The organism is Shewanella sp. SM101, from assembly GCF_025654465.1.
In the GTDB taxonomy this organism is placed as follows: Bacteria; Pseudomonadota; Gammaproteobacteria; order Enterobacterales; family Shewanellaceae; genus Shewanella; species Shewanella oncorhynchi.
Genome location: NZ_JAKKRH010000011.1, coordinates 48,234 through 73,075 on the forward strand (window position 1 = coordinate 48,234; position 24,842 = coordinate 73,075).

The 24,842-nt window shown below is 45.5% G+C and carries 20 protein-coding genes; 12 read left to right on the forward strand and 8 right to left on the reverse strand.

Translation table 11 applies throughout. The features are described 5' to 3' along the window. The first annotated feature begins 14 nt into the window (after positions 1–14). Positions 15–548, forward strand: coding sequence for an SCP2 domain-containing protein (locus L5M38_RS07945; protein ID WP_219234640.1), 534 nt, complete (start codon positions 15–17; stop codon positions 546–548). Between the two features lie 109 nt (positions 549–657). On the opposite strand, the gene L5M38_RS07950 is transcribed toward L5M38_RS07945, so the two are convergent. From L5M38_RS07950 to yegQ, 3 genes are all read right to left on the reverse strand, one after another. Then, the gene (locus L5M38_RS07950; protein WP_263178737.1) at positions 658–2,547 is read right to left on the reverse strand and encodes a S8 family peptidase; all 1,890 of its coding nucleotides are present in this window, start codon (positions 2,545–2,547) and stop codon (positions 658–660) included. 482 nt (positions 2,548–3,029) lie between these two features. Then, positions 3,030–3,281 carry a YfhL family 4Fe-4S dicluster ferredoxin gene (locus L5M38_RS07955; RefSeq protein ID WP_006082676.1) on the reverse strand — a complete coding sequence of 84 codons (252 nt, stop codon included), beginning with the start codon at positions 3,279–3,281 and terminating at the stop codon, positions 3,030–3,032. A 4-nt stretch (positions 3,282–3,285) separates the two neighbouring features. Beyond that, a complete protein-coding gene (gene yegQ / locus L5M38_RS07960) occupies positions 3,286–4,653 on the reverse strand; it encodes a tRNA 5-hydroxyuridine modification protein YegQ (RefSeq protein WP_263178738.1) in 1,368 nt (455 codons plus the stop codon). Between the two features lie 328 nt (positions 4,654–4,981). Between yegQ and L5M38_RS07965 the strand changes: the two genes are divergently transcribed. Together L5M38_RS07965 and L5M38_RS07970 are read left to right on the forward strand one after the other, a co-directional pair. Next, positions 4,982–5,824, forward strand: coding sequence for an HDOD domain-containing protein (locus L5M38_RS07965; RefSeq protein ID WP_263178739.1), 843 nt, complete (start codon positions 4,982–4,984; stop codon positions 5,822–5,824). Between the two features lie 90 nt (positions 5,825–5,914). Next, a complete protein-coding gene (locus L5M38_RS07970) occupies positions 5,915–7,408 on the forward strand; it encodes a putative bifunctional diguanylate cyclase/phosphodiesterase (protein WP_263178764.1) in 1,494 nt (497 codons plus the stop codon). 192 nt (positions 7,409–7,600) lie between these two features. Here the strand turns inward: L5M38_RS07970 and L5M38_RS07975 are convergent, their stop codons facing one another. Continuing rightward, the gene (locus L5M38_RS07975) at positions 7,601–8,032 is read right to left on the reverse strand and encodes a thioesterase family protein (protein WP_131523263.1); all 432 of its coding nucleotides are present in this window, start codon (positions 8,030–8,032) and stop codon (positions 7,601–7,603) included. A gap of 352 nt (positions 8,033–8,384) precedes the next feature. Between L5M38_RS07975 and L5M38_RS07980 the strand changes: the two genes are divergently transcribed. Continuing rightward, complete coding sequence (locus L5M38_RS07980) at positions 8,385–9,365, forward strand: chemotaxis protein (protein WP_028761419.1); 981 nt, start codon at positions 8,385–8,387, stop codon at positions 9,363–9,365. Positions 9,366–9,517: 152 nt separating this feature from the next. On the opposite strand, the gene L5M38_RS07985 is transcribed toward L5M38_RS07980, so the two are convergent. Continuing rightward, complete coding sequence (locus L5M38_RS07985) at positions 9,518–10,774, reverse strand: adenylosuccinate synthase (protein ID WP_263167036.1); 1,257 nt, start codon at positions 10,772–10,774, stop codon at positions 9,518–9,520. Between the two features lie 140 nt (positions 10,775–10,914). Between L5M38_RS07985 and L5M38_RS07990 the strand changes: the two genes are divergently transcribed. Then, positions 10,915–11,805: a LysR family transcriptional regulator gene (locus L5M38_RS07990; protein WP_028761417.1), complete on the forward strand. Its 891-nt coding sequence runs from the start codon at positions 10,915–10,917 to the stop codon at positions 11,803–11,805. Between the two features lie 28 nt (positions 11,806–11,833). On the opposite strand, the gene L5M38_RS07995 is transcribed toward L5M38_RS07990, so the two are convergent. Both L5M38_RS07995 and L5M38_RS08000 read right to left on the reverse strand, forming a co-directional pair. Then, on the reverse strand, positions 11,834–12,658 hold the full coding sequence (locus L5M38_RS07995; RefSeq protein ID WP_263178740.1) for a substrate-binding periplasmic protein: 825 nt from the start codon (positions 12,656–12,658) through the stop codon (positions 11,834–11,836). A 327-nt stretch (positions 12,659–12,985) separates the two neighbouring features. Further along, the gene (locus L5M38_RS08000; RefSeq protein WP_131523267.1) at positions 12,986–13,420 is read right to left on the reverse strand and encodes a PACE efflux transporter; all 435 of its coding nucleotides are present in this window, start codon (positions 13,418–13,420) and stop codon (positions 12,986–12,988) included. A gap of 90 nt (positions 13,421–13,510) precedes the next feature. Between L5M38_RS08000 and L5M38_RS08005 the strand changes: the two genes are divergently transcribed. Next, entirely contained in the window at positions 13,511–14,398 is an 888-nt protein-coding gene (locus tag L5M38_RS08005; protein WP_263178741.1) for a LysR family transcriptional regulator, read from the forward strand. Between the two features lie 93 nt (positions 14,399–14,491). Here L5M38_RS08005 and L5M38_RS08010 read toward each other — a convergent pair whose 3' ends face one another. Further along, entirely contained in the window at positions 14,492–15,115 is a 624-nt protein-coding gene (locus L5M38_RS08010; RefSeq protein WP_028761413.1) for a TetR/AcrR family transcriptional regulator, read from the reverse strand. 418 nt (positions 15,116–15,533) lie between these two features. Between L5M38_RS08010 and L5M38_RS08015 the strand changes: the two genes are divergently transcribed. The 6 genes from L5M38_RS08015 (at position 15,534) to L5M38_RS08040 (ending at position 24,791) form a co-directional block, all read left to right on the forward strand. Further along, the gene (locus L5M38_RS08015) at positions 15,534–16,772 is read left to right on the forward strand and encodes an efflux RND transporter periplasmic adaptor subunit (protein WP_263178742.1); all 1,239 of its coding nucleotides are present in this window, start codon (positions 15,534–15,536) and stop codon (positions 16,770–16,772) included. Between the two features lie 13 nt (positions 16,773–16,785). Next, positions 16,786–19,944 (forward strand): efflux RND transporter permease subunit, encoded by a 3,159-nt coding sequence (locus L5M38_RS08020; protein WP_263178743.1) that lies wholly within the window; start codon positions 16,786–16,788, stop codon positions 19,942–19,944. A gap of 442 nt (positions 19,945–20,386) precedes the next feature. Further along, a complete protein-coding gene (locus tag L5M38_RS08025; protein ID WP_263178744.1) occupies positions 20,387–21,064 on the forward strand; it encodes a methylamine utilization protein in 678 nt (225 codons plus the stop codon). Further along, on the forward strand, positions 21,054–23,360 hold the full coding sequence (locus L5M38_RS08030) for a GGDEF domain-containing phosphodiesterase (protein ID WP_263178745.1): 2,307 nt from the start codon (positions 21,054–21,056) through the stop codon (positions 23,358–23,360). Before L5M38_RS08025 ends, L5M38_RS08030 begins: the two co-directional genes overlap by 11 nt. Positions 23,361–23,436: 76 nt before the next feature. Further along, on the forward strand, positions 23,437–24,318 hold the full coding sequence (locus tag L5M38_RS08035; protein WP_263178746.1) for a DUF3034 family protein: 882 nt from the start codon (positions 23,437–23,439) through the stop codon (positions 24,316–24,318). Then, positions 24,315–24,791 (forward strand): group I truncated hemoglobin, encoded by a 477-nt coding sequence (locus L5M38_RS08040; protein WP_263178747.1) that lies wholly within the window; start codon positions 24,315–24,317, stop codon positions 24,789–24,791. The genes L5M38_RS08035 and L5M38_RS08040 overlap by 4 nt, the downstream gene beginning before the upstream one ends. Positions 24,792–24,842 lie beyond the last annotated feature (51 nt).

Consider the following 24,842-nt stretch of genomic DNA (forward strand, 5'->3'; position numbering starts at 1 on the left):
GTAGGGTTCCCACCATGTCCGCTGTTTTTTTCGCAAAATTTGCTCAGCAACTTTTAGAGTTCACCCCAAAAGCCATCGGCTTTCCCCTTGCTAAGATGCCGTTTAGCCTCAAAGCAAAAGCCATCAGCCAATTGCTTGAACTCTTACTTGCCGAGCAAGCTGCTGACGATGAGCTTGGATTTTTGACGGATAAATGGGTCGCAATTCGAGTGGAAGATATAAACTTAGCCTTCGAAGTCAGTTTTAATGGAAAATGGCAAGTCAGAGAGCTCACGGATGCGCAGGTGACCTTTAGTGCCAACTCTGCTGAGCTAGTGTTAGTGGCGGCGGCGAAGGAAGATCCCGACACGCTATTCTTCCAGCGCAAGCTGAGTATTCAAGGTGATACTGAATTAGGGCTCGAAGTGAAAAATCTGCTGTTAAGTATCGAATTTGCCAGTATGCCTGCCCCAATTCGTCTTAGTGTTGAAAAGCTTGCCGCTGTGATTGAGCGTCTGCAAATTGAAGCGAAACCGACAATTATTCTCGCCAAATCCCCAAGCTTTTAACGTTATTTAGTGAGACTACACACTGCTAATTCCATAAAGAAGCCCGCTAAGTTGTTATCTTAGTGGGCTTATTTTTATTTAAACTTTATTGTATGGTTTGGTCAATGAGTTAGTAGCTTGCACTCAGTTGTAGTCCCGAGTAGCTCGAATAAGCGCGTAACATCACATGGTAAGTTCCCGCTTGAGTCACGGTAATCGAACAGCTTTCATTGTTCCCGTTTTTATAGGGACGGCAATCATAGCTGGTGGTCGTTGGGGTAGTGCCTGCTTTTACATACAGGTCAACATCTCCAGTTCCGCCACTGGTAGCAATGTTGAGTTGGCTATTGGCTGGAACCACTATCTTATACAGTTTCTCTGTTGCCGTTGCCCCGCTTAAATTCGTGACAGGTACGCCATTGGTTAAGCAGTTTGCATCGGTGCAGCTTCCGCCACCATTCAGGTTATAGCTGGCTGTCAGTTGGGCATTGGCGTAATTATTATAGCCTTGCACCATCACATACCATCGACCCGCCGTAGGTATGGTGAAGTTACAGCTCTCGTTGTTGCCATTTTGATAGGGGCGGCATTGGTAGCTTGTTGTCGTCGGTTTTTGCCCTTGGCTGACATAAATATCCGCATCACCAGAACCACCCGCTAGATTGATCCCTAAACTTGCCGCATTGACTGGGACATCGATGTAGTAATACGTCGCAGAACCTGTGGCACCACTGATTGCGACACCCACATTATTTTGCAGTGGTGTTTCATCGACGGGACAATTATTGCCACAGCCACCATCATCGCCTGCAAGTGAAAAGAGTAATTTATTGGGTGAACCTGTTTTCGCGTCTGTAACTTTATTTGACGTGGCGCGCGTCGTAAGTAAGTTTGTCACCTGTGCGGGAGAGAGATTTGGATTTTCATCTAAGTATAATGCGGCAACGCCTGCCACATGTGGCGCTGCCATTGAGGTACCACTTATGGTATTAGTCGCTGAATTCGAGTTATACCAAGCGGACGTAATGCTCGAACCTGGCGCATAGATATCAAGGCAAGTCCCGAAGTTAGAAAAACTTGAGCGGGAATCGTTACTGGTGGTTGAACCAACCGTGATGGCATTTATCGCCCGTGCGGGTGAGTAATTACAAGCGCTGCTGTTGTCGTTACCCGCCGCCACTACGAAAGTGACCCCTGCGGCAACTGCGGCATTGACTGCATCATCAGTTGCTTGGGAGGCGCCGCCTCCTAAACTCATGTTTGCGACGGCGGGGCCGGAAGCATTGTTTTTCACCCAGTTTATCCCTGCAATCACGCCAGAGTTACTGCCTGAACCTGAACAGTTGAGTACTCTGACGCCCACAAGATTGACGTTTTTAGCCACACCGTAAGTAGCGCCGCCAACAGTTCCTGCCACATGGGTACCATGGCCGTTACAGTCAGTCGCATCGTAATCATTATCCACAAAATCATAGCCACTGCTGGCGCGACCACCAAACTCATTGTGAGTATTAAGCACGCCAGTATCGATCACAAAGGCGGTTACACCAGAGCCGTCGAAATCCGTGTGATAGTTACTATCCAATGGCAAGTTTCGTTGATCGATTCTGTCTATGCCCCAGGTCGGACTCGGTTGATTGGCATTGGCTTCAACCATAGGCGTTACTGACATGATTTGATCTTGTTCTATGTATTTCACATTTGGATCTTTACGCAGTGCTTTAATCTGTTGGGCGCTGGCCTTGATGAGTACACCATTGAGCACATTGCCAAAGTTTTTCATCACAGTGACATCATATTGGTTGACTAAACTCTCGGCTTGTTTCGTCGCGAATTCAGCTATGGTGTTGTTATTACTTAGATTAAGAACGCTTGGGGTATTGAATACAACAATGTAAGTATCTTTGATGGCTTTAGATTGCGGGACACTTACCATACTCGCTTGGTATTCATTAGCGTTAACAGGGAAGTAAGCAAGTCCAGTTGCGACCGCGACTGCAATTAAATGTTTCTTATGCATGTTGAACTCCATTTTCTTTTTATGTCTCCACGGACTTCGAGACATAATTCAATGTAGAAGGTATTTTCAACCTGCCCAGTTCGGTGCTTAAGGCGTATCTAATTTACAAGGTTAAAATGTAACACTTGATTTACAATTTGACCGTGGGTAGATTTTTACTTAGCTAAAGAGTGAGGTGTACAAATAAGCGTCAAAATAATAACTATTAGTCTATTAAAACAACCGAGTTTGTAAAAGTGGTTATTTATCAAGCGACATTTTGTCCGAATCACAAACCGTGCAGTAGCGATAAATTCCGTCTGCTACTTTTTTGACATTCACCGCTGAAATAAAGGCTTGGATTTAAGTGATTTAAAGGTTTTTCATACCGTTAAATGCATCTTTATTGTGATTTTTTATGCGGGTTGTTTTGCGCAGGTTATTGCAGGTATTAGAGCAGATTTGACCGAGAGGCATTATAGCCACTCGGCCAGATGACGTGATTAAGCTTTTTGCGTTAACACGGCAAATTTCACTAACAATTCGTCGTTAGATTCGACACGGTTTGGATCTGGGTCGATGCAATCAATGGGGCAGACAGACACGCAAGTCGGTTTGTCGTAGTGACCCACACATTCGGTGCAACGGTCTGGATCGATTTCATAGATCTCTTCGCCCATAGTGATGGCCTGATTAGGACATTCAGGTTCACACATGTCGCAATTGATGCAGCTATCGTCGATCAGTAGTGCCATGATCTTAACCTAGTTCATGTGGGTTGCGAGTATCCTGACCTTGGGGCAAGTTACGCAGCAAAATACCGTGGCTCAAATCGACTTCTTTCGGCACGGGTAGATATACAGTGTGCCCCGAACCTAAACCGGCTTCAACCGCTTCAGCTTTGCGATTTTCGAGTTGTTCAATCGTCAAACTGATATTGCCCTGCGGCGTCATCAGTTCAACACTGTCGCCAACGGAGAACTTGTTTTTTACTTCAATTTCGGCCAATCCTGCAAGATTACGTTTGCCCGTTAGTTCACCTACAAATTGTTGGGTGTCACTAACTGAGTAGCCATAGTCATAATTTTGGTATTCATCATGCACATGGCGACGTAAAAAGCCTTCGGTATAACCACGGTGGGCTAGGCCTTCTAATTGATTCATTAGACTGCGGTCGAAATCTTTACCCGATGAAGCATCTTCAATCGCGCGGCGATAAAGTTGTGCGGTACGGGCAACGTAATAGAAGGACTTAGTGCGGCCTTCAATTTTGAGCGAGTCTATGCCCATTTTAGTCAGGCGTTCAACGTGCTGAATGGCCCGTAAGTCTTTAGAGTTCATGATATAAGTGCCGTGCTCATCTTCGAAGGCGGGCATGTATTCGCCTGGGCGATTAGCTTCCTGTAGTAGGTAAATTTGATCTGTGGAGGCGCCTGCGCCTAAGGTCGTTGGCGTTTCAATTTGCACCGGATTTGGTATGGCAATGATGTCACCGCTGTCATTTTGCTGCGCTTCGTGTACATCGTATTTCCAGCGACAAGCATTAGTGCAGGTGCCTTGATTAGGATCGCGTTTATTGATATAACCCGAGAGTAAACAACGGCCTGAATACGCCATACACAGGGCGCCATGCACAAACACTTCAAGCTCGATATCGGGGCAGCGCTGACGAATTTCTTCGATTTCATCTAAGGACAATTCGCGTGACAGGATCACGCGTTTGATGCCTTGGGTTTGCCAAAACTTTACCGAGGCCCAGTTGATGGCATTCGCTTGCACGGATAAATGCACCACTTGATCAGGAAACGCTTCACGCACCATCATGATTAAACCGGGATCGGACATGATCAGTGCGTCAGGCTTCATCGCCACAACGGGTTCCATGTCCTTGATATAGGTTTTTAGCTTGGCATTGTGGGGCGCGATATTGCTCACCACATACAGCTTTTTACCGAGTGCATGGGCTTCTTCAATCCCAGTGGCAAGGTTTTCCATTTTAAAGTCATTGTTACGTACCCTTAGACTATATCTTGGCTGACCGGCATACACTGCATCTGCGCCATAGGCAAAGGCGTAGCGCATGTTCTTTAAGGTTCCAGCTGGAGACAGCAGCTCAGGTTTAAACATAATCACTCTCAAATGGGTTAATAAATGACGCGGTGCGCGGGGGCGGCATTTTACACAATGAAAGTAGGGGTATGCAAATTGCCTTAGTTAACTTTAGCAGTACTTCACATTTTACGAATATAGTGAGTTTTACTTAGATCGACTGGAGCGGAATATTTCAACTTGAGTGATGATTGAGGTCGATGATCAAGACAGATAAGTAAGGCAAAATTGATAACGCAATCATACAAATTATTAACGTCTGCTGTTTTTTCTACGCATCTAATGACAGCCAACTGATATACTCCAACAATCCAATGTTGATGTTTACAGATTGATGGGAGTTAAGATGTCTACCGAACATCTACTGTTAGTCAGTTTATTAAAAAAACTAAAAGACGATGCCTTAGTACTACCGACCTTGCCTGAAGTGGCGATGCGGGTGCAAGAAGTGGTTGGACGCTCCGATGCGAGCCTTAAACAAGTGGCTGAAGTGATTGGCCAAGATGCCGCGATTTCTGCGCGTATTATTAAGGTCGCCAACAGCGCGTCATATAGCCGAGGCGTACCCGCTGAAAGTATCAACAGTGCGGTTTCTCGTATTGGGTTAATCCAGATTAAAAGCATTGCCACTTCGGTGGCGATGGAGCAATTATTCATTTCCACCAATGAAATGGTGTGGGAAGTCATGGATGAAGTGTGGCGTACCTCAATCGATGTAACCGCTGCGTCTTGTGCCATGCTGCAGATGTACAATAAGCGTCATTCAACCAGCCGGTTAAATTTTGATACCTTAACCTTAGCTGGACTCGTGCATAACATTGGCGCCTTACCTGTATTGACAGAAGCAGAGGCGCATCCCCATTTATTCACTAGCATTGATCAATTACGCGCGCTCGTACGTAAAATGCAAGGGCCTTTGGGTCGTGCTGTTTTGAAAAGTTGGGATTTCTCTACCGAAGTGATGGAAGTGGTTGAGCGTTGGGCTGATTTACCTTATCTACCCGATCATGTCACCTATCTTGACTTTATTCGTGCAGCGGCCTTTTATACCGGTGAATTGCGAGCGGGCACTGAACTAGAGCAACGTCTCGGTGTGTTTGTCGCCCGTGGATTACCTGTGACGACCGATGATTTAGCCAGTGATGAGTTTATGGATAAATTCCATTCAATTAGAGAAAGTTACCAATAATCGTTAGGCCTAAATGGAATTCAAATGGCGCTGATATCTTTTATCGTGTCATTTGAGAAAAAGCTTACGTGGTATGGCAGAGGCCAAGGTATGTTCGTAATCGGGTTAGTTGTCGCTTCTCTCGCTTTATTGATATTCTCATTGTATATCCTGCAGGCAAAATACAGATCTTTACGGTCGCAGCAAAAATTCTTAGCACAGCTTTGTACCCAGCTAGAGCAGCAAAAGGTTGAACGCCAAGCTTTAGACATTGGCATCGTCCCCCAAGCGTTTGCTCCTCTCTACCATACCTTAGATGAATTATTAAAGGCGTTACCGGCAAGTGTGGGTAAGGATAAGCTAACAGGACTAGTTAATCGTGTCGGCTTGAAACGTACTCTTACTGGCATGATGCCGCTGACTCAAGGGACATTAGTGCTAATTGATATTTATCGATTTCGCTATGTAAATGATCTCTTTGGTTTTGTATTTGGCGATATCCTGCTGAAGCAATTTGCCGAACGCTTAAACAGCTTAAGTTTATCCCCGAGATTAATCGCACGCCTCAATGGTGATGAATTTTGTTTGTATTACGAGCAAGCGTTGACTGAGGAGCAATTAGTCCACCTAAGAGGGCGGTTGCAAGTGCCTTTTAACATTAAGAACACGCCAGTCAGCGTTAAGCTTCAAATCGGTTGTCTGCATTTACAAGAACACCACGCCGACACGAGTCAGATGCTACGTCGAGTCGATTTGGCGCTGAAGAAAGCCCGCCATTCTCGTAGTGTGATTGCTTACTATGCCCAAAATGATGATATTCGTCAGTTAAGGGAACTGAAAATTATCGATAGTTTGCCTAAAGGTTTGCAACGTAATCAAGTATATATGGTGTATCAAGCTAAACAGGATATTGCCACGGGTCGATGTTTTCAGGTTGAAGCCTTGATGCGTTGGGAGCATGACGAACTCGGGATTATTTCTCCTGGAGAATTTATTCCCTTGGCTGAATATGCTGGCATGATTGATTTAGTCAGCCAATGGGCACTCGATCAGGTTTTAGCACAGCAGGCAAAATGGCGCGCGGCGGGGATACAATTGTGTGTTGCAGTTAACCTGTCGACACGGGACCTTGACAGTGAAACCTTACCCCAAGAAATTGCTGCAAGATTAGCCTATTACCAGCTCCCACCCGAATCTTTGATGATCGAAATTACTGAAAGCACCTTAATGGCGGATTTGACTAAGGCGGTCGAGACGTTAGGAAAGATACGTGCCTTAGGGGTTAGACTTGCAATTGATGATTTTGGTACGGGTCATTCTTCCTTAGCTTATTTAAAGCATTTACCCGTTAATGAAGTCAAAATTGATAAAGCCTTTTTAAAGGATCTGGAGCAGGATAAACCATCGGAATACATCCTCGAAGCCAGTATTAATATTGCCAAAAAACTCGGTTATGAGGTAACTGTTGAAGGAATTGAAACGCTTGAGATTAGAGATAGGTTAGTGGCTATGGGGGTTGATACTATACAAGGTATGTATTACGCGAAGCCCATGAGTGCCGCCGAACTCGAAATGAACTGGGCCCAACTACATAATACAATCTAAACCTTGTGCTCATTAAAGTAAGCGCTCGTTAAATCAAATGCTCGTTAAATCAAGAGTATTAAGGCTTGCAGTCGAGCCTTAATACTGTCCAGTTATCGCTATTTGAGTTGTACTTCTTTGAGTGATTTTTGTTGCCTTTGCTGATGTCGAAATAAGCTCAGAAAATCGTGCGTGTACTTGTATGTAAGAATTTTAGTTCTGTTCGCTTGAAAGAAAACCCTCACTTAAGACGGCTATTAACTCTGCCGGCATAGGCGCTAGTTGACGGGCTTGATTCATACACACCATTTCAATGGTTGCCGTGACCGCAGGCTTTTTACCCTGTGGGCGCCAAATCTCCTGCTGCCACACAGTGCGATACTTGCTCTCAAAGTAAAATTTAGTCCGTACATCGATAATATCGGCAAATTCCACCCCCTCATGGCACAGCATATCGCTACGATACACAGCAAAACCCAGTTGGTTTTGTTGCCATAATGCACTTAAACGCTCAGCACCAATCACATGCTCACGGGCTCGCTCGAAGTATTTCAAAAAGTTGGGGTGATACACCACGCCAGAAAAATCAGTATCTTCATAGTAGATTTGCACTGGGAAATAAAAGGTCGGGCTAAATTGCGGCATGGGCTACGGCTATGCTAGATAGTTTTATTGCGCAATAGTCTAGCGGCTTATCTCTTAAAACAAAACCTCTAATGCGGAGAGACAAAAGCGCTGTTAAAGGAAATGTGCAGACTACTTTAGGTCGGCAACGGCGATGCTTAATCTGGAGATGATTGACAATGTGACGACTGAAATCGTCATTAGATTCGATTATGTGACGCTTTTCTGCTTATAGATAAAATGCTTGTTACCCAAAAAATATCACGCTAATCAGGCAGTAAAATCACACTATCGTGCCTAATTCATTAATCCCTTCCTATACTGATAACTGCAATCCCTTTCTTACGTTGATTTGCTAGGTTGAGAGCTTTATATGAGCGAAATTAAAAAATCAGAAATATTGACTGAGAGTGGCACAAATGAACTCGAAATTATTGAGTTTCATCTACATAAGACACTTCCTAACGGTGGCCATAAGGTGTGCCATTACGGTATTAATGTCGCCAAAGTGAGAGAAGTCATTAGGGTGCCAGAAACGTCAGATTATCCCAATGCCCAGCGGCACATGGTTGGGGTGTTCTCGCTGCGAGAAAAGTTGATCCCTTTGGTCGATCTTGCCGGTTGGCTCGGAATATCGACACCTGAGGATTTAACCCACAAAGTGGTCATAGTGACTGATTTTAATAAGATGATTAATGGATTTTTAATCGATAGTGTTCGTAGCATCCATAGAGTGTCGTGGGAGCAAGTTGAATCGCCGAGTCAATTTTTAGAAGCGGGTGAAAATGATTGTGTCGTTGCTGTAGTGCGCCGTGATGGCATGCTCATTATGATATTGGATTTTGAGAAAATTATTGCTGACATTAATCCTGAACTGAGTATGGATAAGTACGATGTCACGCTCGATAGAAGTGTACTGATCAATGATAAAATGCTGGCGAAACGTGAAGCGAAAACGATTTTAATTGTCGATGATTCCGCTTTTATTCGTAAGATGATCGAAAATACCCTTCGCAGCGCAGGTTACAACATTATCACAGCCAAAGATGGTGGTGATGCCCTTGAAATGCTGATGGAATTTGAGAATCTTGCTGACCAAGATAATGCTTCTATCTCTGATTTTGTCAGCGCCATTATTACGGATGTTGAGATGCCTCGCATGGATGGCATGCATTTGGTGAAACGCTTAAGAGAATCCAAGGCGTATCGACAAATGCCAATTGTGATGTTTTCCTCTTTAATGAGTGAAGATAACCGCGCAAAGGCGATGGCATTAGGTGCTAACGATACCATTACTAAACCAGAAATTGGTCGTATGGTCGGTATGATAGATAAATACGTATTCGAAGAGTAATGCTATTTCACTTAGCGGCGATATTTGAATATGGGGTATTCGAGTCATCTCTATCAACGTCTTGAGTGATTCTTCAATGACAAACCATATCAAAGTAAAAAGCCATATTCACCGAGGCGAATATGGCTTTTTTGTAGGGTAAACGTTGTTTACTAGCGAATGATCATTTGATCGCGCTCTGGTCCAACAGAAACCATGCTAACGCGTACACCCATTAAGTCTTCAATACGTTCAACATATTGTTGTGCGGCGACTGGCAGGCTTTCGAAGGTGCGACAACCAGTAATATCTTCGCTCCAGCTTGGCATTTGCTCATACACTGGGCTTAACGCAGCAGTTTGTGGCCAAATTGGGTTCTCAGTGTGTTCACCAGCATAGGCAACACAGATTTTCAGATCTTTCATGCCAGAAAGACAATCAATCTTAGTCAGGGCAATTTCGGTTGCTGCTTGTAGCTCAACACCATTACGGGTGGCAACAGCGTCGAAGTAACCCATGTCACGTGGACGGCCTGTCGTTGCACCAAACTCGTTGGCATTTTCGCGGAAGGCGTCTTGCTCTTCCATTGCGGTCACTAACGTACCTGTGCCGACTGATGAGCTAAAGGCTTTTGCGACAGCAATTACGCGCTCTGGACGCAGAGCTGGTAAACCGCTGCCGATACCCGCGTAAGCCGCAGTCACGTTTGAAGATGTGGTATAAGGATATTCGCCGTAGACTAAGTCGCGGCCAGCACCTAATTGCGCTTCAAACAGTAAGCTCGCATCTTGTTTTTGTAATGCTTTTAATGGCTCTGTCACGTTACAAATAAACGGACGCCAAGGTGCCGTCACTTCTAATAACCATGCGGTCATTTCGGCGGCGGTTTGATTAAAATCGCAACTTGGATAAAGTGCTTTTAACTGCGGTAATTTCCAGTCGAGCATAAATTGAATGCGCTCTTGCAGCACTTCAGGTTGGTTTAACCAGCCGACTAAAATGCCTTTTTTCATCACGCGATCGCCATAGGCTGGTGCAATCCCTTGACGGGTTGAACCATAGGCGAGGTCGCCAAGACGTTGTTCTTCTAAGGTATCTTCTAATGCATGTAGAGGTAAGCACAAGGTAGCACGGTCAGAAATGCATAATTTGACTTCAATGCCAGCCGCTTGCACTTCAGCAATTTCTACACTGAGTTTTTCAGGGCTGATCACCATGCCAGGGCCTAAAACTGCAACGCAGTTAGAGTTGAAAATGCCACTCGGTAATTGGTGTAATTTAAAGGTGCCATAGTCGTTTACGACGGTATGGCCAGCGTTGTTACCACCTTGAAAGCGAATACTGGCAGCGGCATCCGCGGCTAAATAATCTACGATGCGGCCTTTGCCTTCATCACCCCAATTTGCACCCACAACCACGATCGACGGCATAACAACATCTCCTCATTGATTAAGACGCTATGCTAGACCCGTCATTTGAATAAGAGAAATTAATTATGGTTATCATCCCAATAAGAATTTCATATATCATTGGCTATCATTAACTCTAATACTTTGCAAAAGGTGACGTTATGCTCGATATCCATTGGTTAAAGACCTTCGTGACTTTAGCTGAATACAAGCATTTTGGGAAAGCGGCCACAGCGCTGCACATGACGCAGCCCAATGTTAGCTTGCATATTAAGCAGTTAGAGCAAAGCACTCGAGTCAAGTTGATTGACCGTAATCCCTTTCGATTAACGCAAGCGGGATTTCGCCTGTTAGAGAGCAGTCAGAAGACGTTAATGGAGCTGCAAATTTGTCAGGCGGATCTCAATGCGATTAATGACCTTAGCCAAGGCACCTTGACCATTGCCGCCAGCGATATTATCTCGCGGTTATTGTTGATCCAGCCGTTTCAGCTCTTTAAGGCGGAGTTTCCGGGAATAGATTTCTCACTGCTCAACACAACCTCATCACAAGCCTCTGAATTGGTGAAAAATGCCGAGGCAGATTTAGGGTTTGTGATTGCGCAGAAGGAAAGCCAGCCACTGCATTTTACTGAGCTACAACAGATTAAATGGTGTGCAATCGGAGATAATTTACAGCAATGGCAGCAGGCAAAACCCTCTGTGGATACGCCCTTAGCCGAGCAACCGACGTTGATTTTATTAGGACACGATACGCGAACCCGCGAATTGCTCGATCCCGCATTGCCGTCGCTGAACTTATCGAATTACAGAATAATGGAAGTCGGTAGTGTTGACGCGCAAATCGATTGGGCTGAGGCGGGATTTGGTGTGGCTATCGTACCGGAGTTTTCGGTTTACACTAAGGCGAATCTCACCACTAAAGTCACTCCTCTACCGCAATTCCCTACAACGAGTTTAGGTTATATTGTGCGCCAGAATCAGATCCTGTCGAAGGCTATTAAGCAGCTGTTATATTGGGTGAATCAAGAGATCATTCGCTCGCAGCGGTAATCTATCATTCGCTCGTAGTAATAGGCGATTAGTCAGCGACTAAGAGCAGTTTGTCGTATTGGCCTGTGGCTTTTAGCTGTGATAAGCCAGCGTCGAGTTGGGTCGCTAAGGTTTGTGCTTGCGGATTTCCTTTCGAGAAGGCCAAAAAAATATCGCTGCTGTGGTTAGCAAATGCAGGAATAATCTCATCATCTACCCCCATTTTTTTCAGGTTTTCCTTCGCGACTAAGTCGAACATCAAGGCGGCATCTATGCGACCAATCAATAATAAATTGATGAGCTGTTGTTGGTTGGCGACGGTGACGATATTGAGCTGTTGCTGTTTAACTAATGTGGGAAACTCATCGCCATATTCATAGCTTTTAATCACGCCGATAACGGTGCCTTTAGGTAGCGCCCATTTATTGTCTGCCAGAATAGGTTTTTGTTTCTTTTGATAAAAAGAAGCCGTGGCGATAAATAATGGGGTGTTTCCAAAGATGAAGCGTTGCTCAGTACTGTTCTCGCGGGTGACGTTAAACACCCCATCAACTGCACCTTTTTCCGCCATCATTAAGGCGCGGGAGTAGGGCACAACTAAGCTATTCACTTCAATATGCGACTGTTTAAATGCGGCTTGGATTAAACGATGGGAAATACCTTGACCAAACTGATTGGCGAAAGGTGGCCAACTGTCTTCTGCAGCTAAGGTTATGGCTTGAGGTTGCGATTCTGCTGGTATTGCATTGCTTTCTTTAGCGAGTGCCATGTTACAAATAATGGATACGAGCAATAAAACGATGCTAAGTATCAATGCTGACGGCAAATTTAATGCCTGCTGCATCCTGAGCTTCATTCTGTTCCCTGCGCGCATTTTGCTTCCATCTCCCCGCTTAATATATGGCTTTTATAGCATAAAGAATTATATCTAGACTAATGATTTGAATATTAATTACTGATAGTTAGTCCTTTTGTGATGTTAATAGGATATTTTAACAACCTCAGTTTACTGTGTGCGGGTCTATTATTTTTATGTACTGTGTTTAAGGGGAATTTTACGCTGGGTAACACATGAACTGGCTTAGCTTTCTTGCTAAGTAGAAGAAATTGAAATGGATAAGTTTCAATGTTGCCATCAAACGAATCGCTAAATTGTTTAGTGAGGTTCGTTTGATGGTGATGTGTGTTGATCTTAGCTGCGCTATTTGACCTTAGTGGCTTGCATAGTAAACCAAGTCTTGTAGGGCTGATATTTGTCATAGCACCAATGGAATAGGGTGCTGTAGAAGAAGAAAAAGATCAAAAAAACCGCTTCTAAGCCCATGGCTGCCAACCAACCTATCTGTAGAAACCAGGCGATGGTCGGTATGCTAATGAAAATAAGTCCCCCTTCAAATCCAAAGGTATGCAGTATTCTGGTTTTCAAAGTACGTTGCTCTCGATTTGCCCCAAATACCCTGTCGAATCCTAGGTTGTAGAAGTAGTTCCATACCACGGTATAAAGACTCAAAGCGATACCAACTATGACGAGTTCACTGGTTCCCTTGCCTGATATAAGGGTAGAAACGGGGATAATAATAGCGAGTGCAATCGCTTCAAAGAGTAAGGCGTTAAAGATACGTTCTGTCGTTTTCATGGCTATTTCCCATTCATTTAATGTGACTATGGCCATAATTTTATCTAGTATAGGGATAAGTTATAGTTAGATAGTATCGGTAAAAGCGATATGTTTAGTCTCGAACAACTCGAAGCCTTTATGGAAACCGTAGAATCGGGTTCATTTTCGAATGCTGCAAGGCAACTTAAGAAAGCACAATCCGTGATTAGCCAGCATGTGATGAATCTTGAAATTGACTGTGGGGTTGAGTTATTTGACCGTTCGGGTCGTTATCCGGTATTAACGGCCGAAGGTAGTAAATTACTGCCCTACGCAAGAGCGACGATTCTTCAACATCGTAGGCTCAAACATACCGCCTTATCGCTCTTCAGTAGTCAATCTTCAGAAGTGTGCCTTGCGATGGATGAAGGCATTCCGATACAGAGAATATCTGAAATTATTCGGTTGTTAGAAGGTGATTTCCCTAATATCGAACTTGAGTTTCTCAGTGCCTCAAGCATAGATATTATCGACATGGTGCATTCGGGAAGAGCATCTACAGGATTGATTTTTAGTGAATTATCTATGCCAAGTAGTATAGATTTTGAGAGTATTGGGGTGATTCAATTCGATCTTTATGTGGCGAGTTCGCATCCCTTAGCAAAATCAGTTGCACCGAATATGGACTCATTGCGACTGTATCGACAATTACTTATCCGCTCACGGAATACTAAAACCAGTAGTTTTCAGCAGGCGTTCAGTCCTGATGTTTGGTATGCCGATAACTATTACGTGTTATTGGAGCTCGCATTACAGGGCCATGGTTGGTGTCTATTGCCCGAGCATATGGCGTCCAATTTAGTTTCATCGGGTAACTTAACTCGCGTCCCCATAGAATTTGAGCAGATAGGCTGGTATGCAAACGTCGATGTGATCCAGCATCAAGATAAAAGCAGCCTGCCATTATTGAAACGACTCAGACAACTGTTTAGAGAACTCTTGGTTGGACAGAAATAAATGGTTGGACAGAAATAAAGCAAAGCATAAATAAAACCCCAGTTAAGTGAGTACTCTACTGGGGTTTAGTTTTTGTGGATCAGGATTGGTGAATCAGGATTCATCATTACGCGGAAAGTTAGCCAGCACTAGTTCGGCCACTTTGCGCAGTTCATTCGGGCAAATTCCACTGGTCGCTTGTACGGCCATACCTTGCAATACAGTGCCTATATAACGGGCAAGCAGCAAGGGATCGGCGTCAGCGGGCAAATCACCTTCATCTTTGGCGCGTTGCAGTCGTTCGCACAGGGCTATTTCACCATCGCGGCGACGATTAATCAAAGTGTCTTTAATCGCTTGTCCTGCTTCACTACAGGTGAGTGCCCCTTGAACAATCAAACATCCCTGTGGATGGCTTTTATCCACCAAAGAGCTTGCCGCACCGAGTAGCATTGACTCGATAACCTGATAGGCGGTTTTCTGTTCCAGTGCCGGGTAGAAAAACGCACAGGGGCGCTGTTCATACAATTCTATCGCTTTGAGAAATAACTGTTCTTTATTACCGAAAGCGGCATAAAGGCTAGGTTTATTAATGCCCATAGCTTGGGTGAGATCGGTTAACGATGTACCTTCAAAACCTTTGAGCCAGAAGACTTCTAAGGCTTTTGCTAATGCATCGTCAGTGTCAAAAGCTCGTGGGCGACCAACACAGGGCGTCTGGGTGACGGTTGACATCATTAGGCTCCTCAATTCTCAATTGCCCCTAGGATAGACATGGGTTTAGTCCCTGTCCAGCCACACTTGCCACCTATGATGGACTTAGGGGGATATGTCTACTTAGTCATTCAAGGTGTCACCTAAGTTCAGCATGTTATCTGCGTTAGTCAGTGTTTGCTTCAATATTCATCAAAATGCTTTGCAGTTCAAACTCGTAGCCTTTTGCCTCTGGACGCATTGCCTGCCTAGGGTAAGTGCACACTTTTAATTAAATACCGTTCGGTACATAAATTTGTTGACAGCATCATTTTACGCTATATATTACCGTCCAGTACATAATATTTTTTACCAGTCGGTATTTAATTGGTTTGGTTTGTAACACAACTGCATGTGTGTGGTTCGAACAGCGTGAAATGCCCGCCACTTTGAGGATAGTAATATGATGAGTAACAAACCTTTACGAATAATGATGTTAACGGCTGTGGCTGCTTTCGTCCTTTCAGCTTGTGGTGAGCAAACAGCGCAGCAGGGACCTGCACCGAGTGCGCCTAAGGTGGATGTCGCTCAGGTATTGCATGAGCGAGTCACCGAATGGGATGAGTTTACCGGTCGTTTACAGGCGCCAGAAAGTGTCACCCTTATCCCGCGGGTGTCGGGTTATATCGACTCAGTAAATTTTAAAGAAGGCGCCTTAGTGAAAAAAGGCGAGGTGTTATTTCGCATCGATCCAAGCGTGTTTGAAGTGGAAGTGGCCCGGTTAAAAGCAGATCTTGCTAGCGCACTCTCTGCAGAGCAACTGGCCACTAATGACTTTGAACGGGCACATAAATTATTTGACCAAAAGGCGGTCTCGGCCGAGTTACTCGATACCCGTGAGTCGAACAAACGTCAGACTGCGGCGGCCGTCGCTTCGGTGAAAGCGGCACTCATGCGCGCCGAGCTTGATTTAGCTTATACCCAAGTGCAAGCGCCGATTGATGGCCGCGTATCCTACGCTAACGTCACTGCGGGTAACTATGTCACCGCAGGGCAGAGTGTGCTGACCAGCTTAGTCTCTACCGCCAGCATGTATGCCTATTTTGATGTGGACGAGCAAACCTACCTTAAATACGTGAAGTTAACTGCGCAGAACAAACGTAACGATCCCCGTGCTGGCGATAATCCTGTTTACATGGCTTTAGCCAATGAGCGCGATTATCACCATATTGGCATGGTCGACTTTGTGGATAATGCGATGGATAAGCAGACGGGTACTATTCGAGTTCGTGCGACTTTTAACAATGAAGACAATAACCTATTGCCAGGCTTGTTTGCGCGTCTTCGTACTGCGGGCAGTGGCGCCTATGAGGGGATCTTGATTGACGATAAAGCGGTTGGCACAGATCTCAATAATAAGTTTGTGCTGGTCGTCGGTCATGATGGCACGGTCGAATATCGCGGCGTGACCTTAGGCGAAAAAGTCCAAGGACTGCGCATCGTGACCCAAGGCTTGATGGCCGATGACAAGATCGTCGTCAACGGTATGCAACGCGTACGTCCTAAGATGCAAATTGAGCCAAACATAGTGGACATGGTCGACAGCGACAAGCTCGAGGCGCTACGCCAAGCCCAGTTAATACTCGATAAAAACCAAGAGCATTTGACGGCGCAAGCGGTCGAAACGGCGAGCCGCGGTTAAGGAATAACACACTATGTTGTCGCAATTTTTCATTAAAAGACCGATATTTGCAGCCGTACTGTCATTGCTGTTTTTTATCACTGGGGCGATTGCCGTTTGGCAGTTGCCTATTACCGAATATCCCGAGGTGGTACCGCCAACCGTAGTGGTCACCGCTAACTATCCTGGCGCTAACCCTAAAGTGATTGCCGAAACTGTGGCTTCGCCGCTGGAGCAGGAAATTAACGGCGTCGAAGACATGTTGTATATGTCATCGCAGGCGACGTCCGATGGACGCATGACCTTGACCATCACCTTTGCGATTGGCACGGATGTGGATAAGGCTCAAACCCAAGTGCAGAGCCGAGTGGATAGGGCTATGCCCCGTCTGCCGCAGGAAGTACAACGCTTAGGTATTGTTACTGAAAAATCATCGCCGGATCTCACCATGGTGGTGCATTTGTTATCGCCGGATAACCGTTACGACATGCTGTATTTGTCTAACTATGCGGCGCTAAACGTCAAAGACGAACTCGCACGGATTAACGGTGTCGGCGCGGTACGCTTGTTTGGCGCCGGCGAATACAGTCTGCGAATTTGGCTCGATCCGAATAAAGTCTCGGCGCTGGGTTTATCGCCCGCAGACATTATTGCCGCCGTACGTGAGCAAAACCAACAGGCAGCAGCGGGCAGTTTAGGCGCGCAGCCCAGTGGTAGTGCTGACTTTCAACTTTTGATTAACGTGAAAGGCCGTTTAACTGAACTGTCTGAATTTGAAGATATTATCATTAAAGTTGGTCAGAATGCTGAGGTGATCCGCCTTAAAGATGTCGCGCGGGTGGAACTCGGGGCAACGAGTTATGCGCTGCGCTCTTTACTCGATAATAAGGATGCGGTCGCTATTCCTGTATTCCAAGCATCGGGTTCTAACGCGATTCAGATTTCCGACGATGTACGCGCCAAAATGGCAGAGCTGTCTAAAGGATTCCCTGAAGGATTAACGTACGAAATCGTTTACGACCCAACAGTGTTCGTGCGTGGCTCGATTGAAGCTGTGGTAAAAACCCTGCTCGAAGCCGTGTTGCTGGTGGTGTTAGTGGTGGTGCTATTCCTGCAAACTTGGCGCGCATCGATTATTCCGCTGGTGGCCGTGCCTGTGTCTTTGGTCGGTACCTTTGCCTTTATGCATCTGCTCGGTTTCTCGTTAAATGCCTTGTCGCTATTTGGGCTGGTGCTCGCCATTGGTATCGTGGTTGACGATGCCATCGTCGTGGTCGAAAACGTCGAGCGTAATATTGCCGCAGGATTAAGCCCAGTAGAGGCAACGCAAAAGGCGATGAAGGAAGTGACTGGCCCGATTGTGGCAACCACCTTAGTGCTGGCGGCGGTGTTTATTCCAACGGCCTTTATGAGCGGTTTAACCGGGCAGTTCTATAAACAGTTTGCCTTGACTATTACTATCTCGACCTTTATCTCGGCGATTAACTCACTCACTTTGAGTCCGGCATTATCGGCGCAGTTACTCAAGAGCCATGATGCACCTAAGGACGGCTTAACCCGTCTAATGGATAAGTTGTTTGGTGCTTGGTTATTTGTGCCTTTTAATCGTTTATTTAACCGTGCATCCGATGGTTATGGCTGGTTAGTGCGTAAGGTGATCCGTTTTGGCGGCATTATTGGCCTAGTGTATTTAGGCATGGTGGCGTTAACGGGTGTGCAATTTGCCAATACACCAACGGGTTATGTACCCGGCCAAGATAAACAGTATTTAGTGGCCTTTGCTCAGTTGCCCGATGCGGCATCCCTTGAACGTACGGATAGTGTGATCAAGAAGATGTCTGAGATTGCGCTAAATCACCCCGGAGTCGCGCACTCGATTGCTTTCCCTGGCCTTAGCATCAACGGTTTTACCAATAGTCCTAACTCAGGCGTGGTGTTTGTTGCGCTCGATGATTTTGACTCGCGTACCAGTCCTGAACTGTCGGCGAATGCCATTGCAGGACAATTGAATCAGCAATTTGCTGTTATTCAAGACGCGTTTATTGCCATCTTCCCGCCGCCACCTGTGCAAGGCCTCGGCACCATAGGAGGGTTCCGTCTGCAAATTCAAGACAGAGCCAACCTTGGTTATGAGGCCTTGTATCAGGTGACCCAACAAGTGATGTACAAGGCGTGGGCCGATCCTCAGTTAGCTGGCGTTTTCTCTAGCTATCAAGTGAACGTGCCACAACTTGAACTGGATATCGATCGGACTAAAGCGAAACAGCAGGCAGTGTCGCTCGATCAAATCTTCCAGACATTACAAACCTATATGGGCTCGACCTATGTCAACGACTTCAATCGGTTCGGTCGAACCTATCAGGTGAATATGCAAGCCGACGAGGCGTTCCGCCAAAGTCCGCAACAGATAAGCCAGCTAAAGGTGCCGAATCTGAATGGTGACATGATCCCGCTAGGTTCGTTCATCAACGTCAGCCAAAGTTCAGGCCCAGACAGAGTGATGCACTATAACGGTTTCACGACTGCTGAAATCAACGGTGGTCCAGCGCTCGGAGTGAGTACAGGCCAAGCGCAGGCGGCGATTGAGAAAATTTTGGCTGAAACCTTACCTAATGGTATGACTTATGAGTGGACCGAGCTGACCTATCAGCAAATTCTCGCGGGCAATACGGGTCTTTTGGTTTTCCCGCTGGTGATCATCTTAGTGTTTATGGTGCTAGCCGCCCAGTACGAGAGCTTAAGCTTGCCATTGGCGATTATCTTAATCATCCCAATGACCTTACTTTCAGCCCTCAGTGGTGTGCTGATTTACGGTGGGGATAATAATATCTTCACCCAAATTGGCCTGATAGTGCTGGTGGGGCTGGCGACTAAGAACGCTATTTTGATTGTCGAGTTTGCAAAGGAGAAACAAGACCATGGTATGGCACCTATGGAGGCGATATTAGAGGCAGCAAGATTACGTTTACGTCCTATCTTGATGACATCTATCGCCTTTATCATGGGAGTGGTGCCTATGGTGTTCTCCACTGGCGCGGGCGCCGAGATGCGCCAAGCCATGGGCGTGGCAGTATTCGCCGGTATGATAGGGGTGACAGTTTTTGGTCTTATCCTAACGCCGCTGTTTTACTATGCCTTAGCAAAGAGAGGCGGTAAAAAAGCCGATGAGTATAAAGAGATAACAGTCGGTTAAGCTTGTTTTCTAGTTGAAAACACATGAAAGGTCTACATTGAGTAGGCCTTTTTTGTTTATTCACGGCGAGAGCGATTAGATTTGACTATCTTTAGCTGGGGTTAATTAACATTAGGTCAATTGATGTTTAGTGATGGTATTGCTCGCCAGATTAAAACTAAAACCAGAAATGAGGAATATCGTTGGTATTTTCTGGATCATCAATAAGAAACAATGAATAATTATTACCAGACCATTCTGTTAGCTTATAACTTATTGCCACTTGAGCGCGTCATTATCACAGTATGATTAGAATGGTTACTGTTTTACGACTTTTCTATATAATTTGATGATTATTCAATGTATTAGTAATGTACAATGCTAGATGAATCTAGATCGTTTTTTTACGCAGAACTCAGCTAAGGTACTTGTTGGCCTTGCATCACTATGCCCGAGGTAACGGATGATCCTATATCGCGTTTTATATGCGTTAGTACTTTGCGTTTTGATCTATTTCACGCCTCAAGTCATGGCTGCTGAACTCAATATTAATGTAGTAGATCTGCAACAACAGGCCATTGCCGATACTGTTGTGGAGCTGATCCCTGCAGTGATGCCCGATAATGCAATACCTATCGAGCATTATGAAATGTCGCAAAAAAATCGAACCTTTATCCCCTTTGTGCTGGCGGTGCCTAAAGGTGCAAAGGTGGATTTTCCCAACTTAGATCGTACTCGTCACCATGTGTATTCTTTTTCAGAAGCTAAACCTTTCGAACTTAAATTGTATGTGGGTCAGGCCGAAGCGCCGATTCAGTTCGATAAACCCGGTTTGGTCGCGCTTGGCTGTAATATTCACGATTATATGCAAGCATTTATCTATGTGGCAGATAGCCCTATTGTCGCGGTGACGGACGAAAAAGGTGAGCTCCAGTTTAAGGGACTTATCGCCGGTCAATATAAAGTTAAGCGCTGGCATCCATGGCAGAAGGCGGCATCAGAGCCAACGGATTTACTGATCGCTAATGGTCCTAATCAACTCAGTCTGTCTTTAGACATTGAGCGTCAAGCTAAACCGTCGTCGCCGCCGTCGGGATTTGGTCACTACGATTCTGAAGGTAAGCCATTACATGCTAAATAGTTTTCGCGCTCGGTTGATTTTAGTTTTCTTTATTGTGCTGACGTTAGTGCAATTTGCCACAGCATTTTCTGTGTTGACAGCGACCGAAAAAGATAACTTTTTACAGCAACAGAAAAGCCTCGATATTGGCGCGAATGTGTTTCTCGAAGTGTTATCGAATCGCGGTATTCAGCTCAGTCAAAGTTTGTCCGTACTCAGTGCCGATTTTGGTTTTAAGCGCGCGATTGCTACTGGTGAGCAAGAAACCATTGAGTCAGTGTTATCTAATCATGGATCTCGTATTGGTGCCGACGCCGCTGTATTGTTATCACCTAAAGGGGATCTCTTGACCTCGAGTTTGCCCGGACTCACTCAGGATGATATTCAATCCTTATTTAATATGACCACCAGCAATCATAATGCGTTAGCTATCCTTAATTTTGATCATGCTAGCTATCAGTTTGTGCTGCAGCCGGTGAAGGCGCCGACCTTAATCGCTTGGGTTGGCATGGGTTTTTTATTGGATGAGAAGGTCGCCCAACAAGCTAAAGCTATTACGGGCATTGATGTGAGTTTTGTCAATCAGGCAACGGGCCGCACTGAAATAGCTTCAACCTTATCAGATAATGAAAAGTTAAGTGTAATTGAGCAGGCGAGCTTATTGCCTAGCTTGCTGAAAATGCCTAGTGAAAGTATTCCCGTAGATCATCTGTCTATGGGCATCAAACTTTATGATCACAACGGCAGCCAATTAGCGCTACTACATCAATCAAACCTCAAGTGGCAGCAAAGTTATCAGCAACTACGCAATAATATGCTGCTGATTTTTGCTTTGACCTTAGCACTGGCGATTGCGATTGCGATTTGGTTGTCGGGCAGTTTGACTGAACCCGTGCATCAACTAGTGAATTATGCCCGCAAAATCGGTCAAGGTAAGCAGCCTGCCAATATTCAAGGTGCGCCAGCAGAGCTGAGGGTGTTGGCCAAGAGTTTGTCCTTAATGCGCGATGATATTGAAGCGCGGGAAAAGGATTTAGTCTACCAATCTCGCCACGATAGCTTGACAGGTTTACTCAATCGTTTTGCCGCAAAACAGCATTTGGCGGATCTTAACGATAAATTATCCGGTGCTATGGTGTTGTTAGATATTAAACATTTCCGCCATATCAACGATATTATTGGTTTTGCCAACGCCGATACTTTATTACTGCTTTTTGCTCGTCGCCTAGAGCAATTAGCACCGACACCGGATTTACTGGCGCGTTTAGACGGTGACTCATTTTTACTTCTGTATAGTCAAGGTATTCGCCCCGAACATTTACTGAAGTCATTGGATATGCTGGAGTCTCCCTTTCCAATCCAAGGCTCAAATATTTCTCTTACCGTGCGTGCGGGATTACTTGAAATCGATGGTAATGGTGCTGATATCGATGTATTGGTGCGCCGCGCCGAAATTGCCCTCAATCAAGCCTGTCTCGAAGAGCAACGCATCGTCAGTTATCGTCAAGGCGCCGATGAGAAATACCAGCGTGAGCTGACGATTATCCGTGATTTGCCTATAGGTTTAGCGCAAAACCAATTGTATTTAGTGTTCCAACCTAAAGTGGATTTACGCCTAAACCAGTGCACTGGCGCCGAAGCATTGATCCGCTGGCAACATCCTACGCTAGGGTTTATTCCGCCCGATGAATTTATCCAACTGGCTGAAAATTCAGGCAACATTGATATTGTTAGCCAGTGGGTATTGAAGCAGGCAATTCAGCAATTAGTGACATGGCAGCGGCGGGGTATGGTGCTAAAACTGGCTATTAACCTGTCGGCCCATGATTTAGTCGATACTCGCTTACCGAATCAAATCGCCATTTTACTGAAAGACAATAATCTGCCAAGCGGTGCACTCTGTATCGAAGTCACTGAAGGCGCCGTGATGAAAGATGCACAGACTGTGGTGAGTGTATTACAGCGATTTCGTGACATGGGCGTGTCTGTTGCCATTGATGATTTTGGCACAGGTCATTCATCATTAGCCTATTTGAAAATTTTACCCGTTAATGAGGTGAAAATTGATCGCAGCTTTATCAAAGACATGCTCACGGATAGCCAAGATGTGATGATAGTCGATACGAGTATTAAATTGATCCATGGCTTAGGTTTTACCGTAGTAGCCGAAGGCGTTGAAGAACAAGAAGGTGTTGAGATATTGCGTAATCTTGATTGCGATATCATTCAAGGTTACGTGTTTTCGAAACCCTTAAAAGCGGCTGAATTTGATCTGTGGTTCGAGGCGTTTAACCATCCAAATGCCTCTGATGCATAAGCGCGTTTACTCAAGTCAATATGCAAAGACGTTAGACTAACGATTCATCGTCGAAAGAATTAGAGCGGAGCATCAAGTGAACATTTCCATAAATGCATTGAAGTTGAATTCATTAACTTGGAATTATGTTAAGGCCTTGTTTTGCCTATTTTTACTATTGGGTACTGTTCCTGCGTTTGCCGAAGGTAGCCGCGTGGTTGCGACTGGCGGCGGGACGACGATTGAGGGCAGTGCTGGCGGTGGCATAGTGCCGTGGGCGGTGATCAACGGTTATGGCAGTAGCGATGAATGGTCCGCTACAGCGATGGCGACAGGCGTTTATGTCGATGACTTTACGCTGAAAGTGATTGGCGCTTCATTGAGTTTTGATAATCGATTCGAGCTCAGCGTTGCGCGGCAAACCTTTGATTTGGATACTATGGGCGGCGAGTTAGGCCAAGATATCTTCGGCGTAAAATACAAGCTTACCGGAGAGCTGCTTTATACGGCTATGCCGCAAATTACCTTAGGTGCCCAGTATAAAAGAGTCGATGACTTTGAGATTCCTCAGGCGGTTGGGGCGCGGGATGATTGGGGTTTAGATGTGTATATTGCAGCCAGCAAAGTATTTTTTGATGCGGTAGCGGGACGAAATGTATTACTCAATGGGACCGTGCGCGCGACCAAGGCGAATCAAACGGGTTTATTGGGTTTTGGTACTCAAGCCAATCATGATTACCAGTTTGTGCTCGAAGCCTCTGCCGCGGTATTGCTGACGGATAATGTGGCACTGGGTATCGAATATCGCCAGAAACCCGATGAGTTAGCTTTTGCCCAGGAGGATGATTGGCAAGATGTGTTTTTAGCGTGGTTTATCAATAAGCATTTTTCCGTGGTTACGGCCTATGCGAATTTGGGCAGTATTGCGGGGTTTGAAGAGCAACGGGGTTGGTACCTGTCGGTGGAGGGGGCGTTATGAGGCGTTTACGGGTGAAGCTAATACCTTTCGTCGCAGTGTTTTTTTTCACTGGCTGTGCGGTGCAAACGACCGAAACCTCAGCATCACAAACTCACTCGAGTCGCCAAACCGCAAGCCATCAAACCTTATACCAAGATTTAGGTGGTAACGCAGGCGTATCGGCGATAGTCGATGGTTTACTGGCTCGTATTGCCACCGATCCACGCATAGTGCATCACTTTCAAGAGACAGATATTGCGTTATTTCGTGAGCGTGCCATTGAACATTTTTGTCTGGTTGCCGATGGCGGCTGCGTGTATCACGGCGAAAGTATGGCGCACAGTCATAGAGGCTTGAATATTACTCAAGCGGATTTCGATGCCTTAGTCGGCCATTTGATTGAATCGATGAAAGAGCAACATATTCCGCTATCGACCCGTAATGCCTTTCTAAAACGTCTCGCCCCTATGTATACGGACATTACCTATCACTAGTGTGTTGTTTGTATTATCAAAAAGTGGCCTTTAAATATGGCTAAGGTGTTT

What these genes read in the sequence shown, in the direction of transcription:
- L5M38_RS07945 (WP_219234640.1), top strand. Translation starts at nt 15, where the DNA reads ATGTCCGCTGTTTTTTTCGCAAAATTTGCTCAGCAACTTTTAGAGTTC.
- L5M38_RS07950 (WP_263178737.1), bottom strand. Translation starts at nt 2,547, where the DNA reads ATGCATAAGAAACATTTAATTGCAGTCGCGGTCGCAACTGGACTTGCT.
- L5M38_RS07955 (WP_006082676.1), bottom strand. Translation starts at nt 3,281, where the DNA reads ATGGCACTACTGATCGACGATAGCTGCATCAATTGCGACATGTGTGAA.
- yegQ (WP_263178738.1), bottom strand. Translation starts at nt 4,653, where the DNA reads ATGTTTAAACCTGAGCTGCTGTCTCCAGCTGGAACCTTAAAGAACATG.
- L5M38_RS07965 (WP_263178739.1), top strand. Translation starts at nt 4,982, where the DNA reads ATGTCTACCGAACATCTACTGTTAGTCAGTTTATTAAAAAAACTAAAA.
- L5M38_RS07970 (WP_263178764.1), top strand. Translation starts at nt 5,915, where the DNA reads ATGTTCGTAATCGGGTTAGTTGTCGCTTCTCTCGCTTTATTGATATTC.
- L5M38_RS07975 (WP_131523263.1), bottom strand. Translation starts at nt 8,032, where the DNA reads ATGCCGCAATTTAGCCCGACCTTTTATTTCCCAGTGCAAATCTACTAT.
- L5M38_RS07980 (WP_028761419.1), top strand. Translation starts at nt 8,385, where the DNA reads ATGAGCGAAATTAAAAAATCAGAAATATTGACTGAGAGTGGCACAAAT.
- L5M38_RS07985 (WP_263167036.1), bottom strand. Translation starts at nt 10,774, where the DNA reads ATGCCGTCGATCGTGGTTGTGGGTGCAAATTGGGGTGATGAAGGCAAA.
- L5M38_RS07990 (WP_028761417.1), top strand. Translation starts at nt 10,915, where the DNA reads ATGCTCGATATCCATTGGTTAAAGACCTTCGTGACTTTAGCTGAATAC.
- L5M38_RS07995 (WP_263178740.1), bottom strand. Translation starts at nt 12,658, where the DNA reads ATGCGCGCAGGGAACAGAATGAAGCTCAGGATGCAGCAGGCATTAAAT.
- L5M38_RS08000 (WP_131523267.1), bottom strand. Translation starts at nt 13,420, where the DNA reads ATGAAAACGACAGAACGTATCTTTAACGCCTTACTCTTTGAAGCGATT.
- L5M38_RS08005 (WP_263178741.1), top strand. Translation starts at nt 13,511, where the DNA reads ATGTTTAGTCTCGAACAACTCGAAGCCTTTATGGAAACCGTAGAATCG.
- L5M38_RS08010 (WP_028761413.1), bottom strand. Translation starts at nt 15,115, where the DNA reads ATGATGTCAACCGTCACCCAGACGCCCTGTGTTGGTCGCCCACGAGCT.
- L5M38_RS08015 (WP_263178742.1), top strand. Translation starts at nt 15,534, where the DNA reads ATGATGAGTAACAAACCTTTACGAATAATGATGTTAACGGCTGTGGCT.
- L5M38_RS08020 (WP_263178743.1), top strand. Translation starts at nt 16,786, where the DNA reads ATGTTGTCGCAATTTTTCATTAAAAGACCGATATTTGCAGCCGTACTG.
- L5M38_RS08025 (WP_263178744.1), top strand. Translation starts at nt 20,387, where the DNA reads ATGATCCTATATCGCGTTTTATATGCGTTAGTACTTTGCGTTTTGATC.
- L5M38_RS08030 (WP_263178745.1), top strand. Translation starts at nt 21,054, where the DNA reads ATGCTAAATAGTTTTCGCGCTCGGTTGATTTTAGTTTTCTTTATTGTG.
- L5M38_RS08040 (WP_263178747.1), top strand. Translation starts at nt 24,315, where the DNA reads ATGAGGCGTTTACGGGTGAAGCTAATACCTTTCGTCGCAGTGTTTTTT.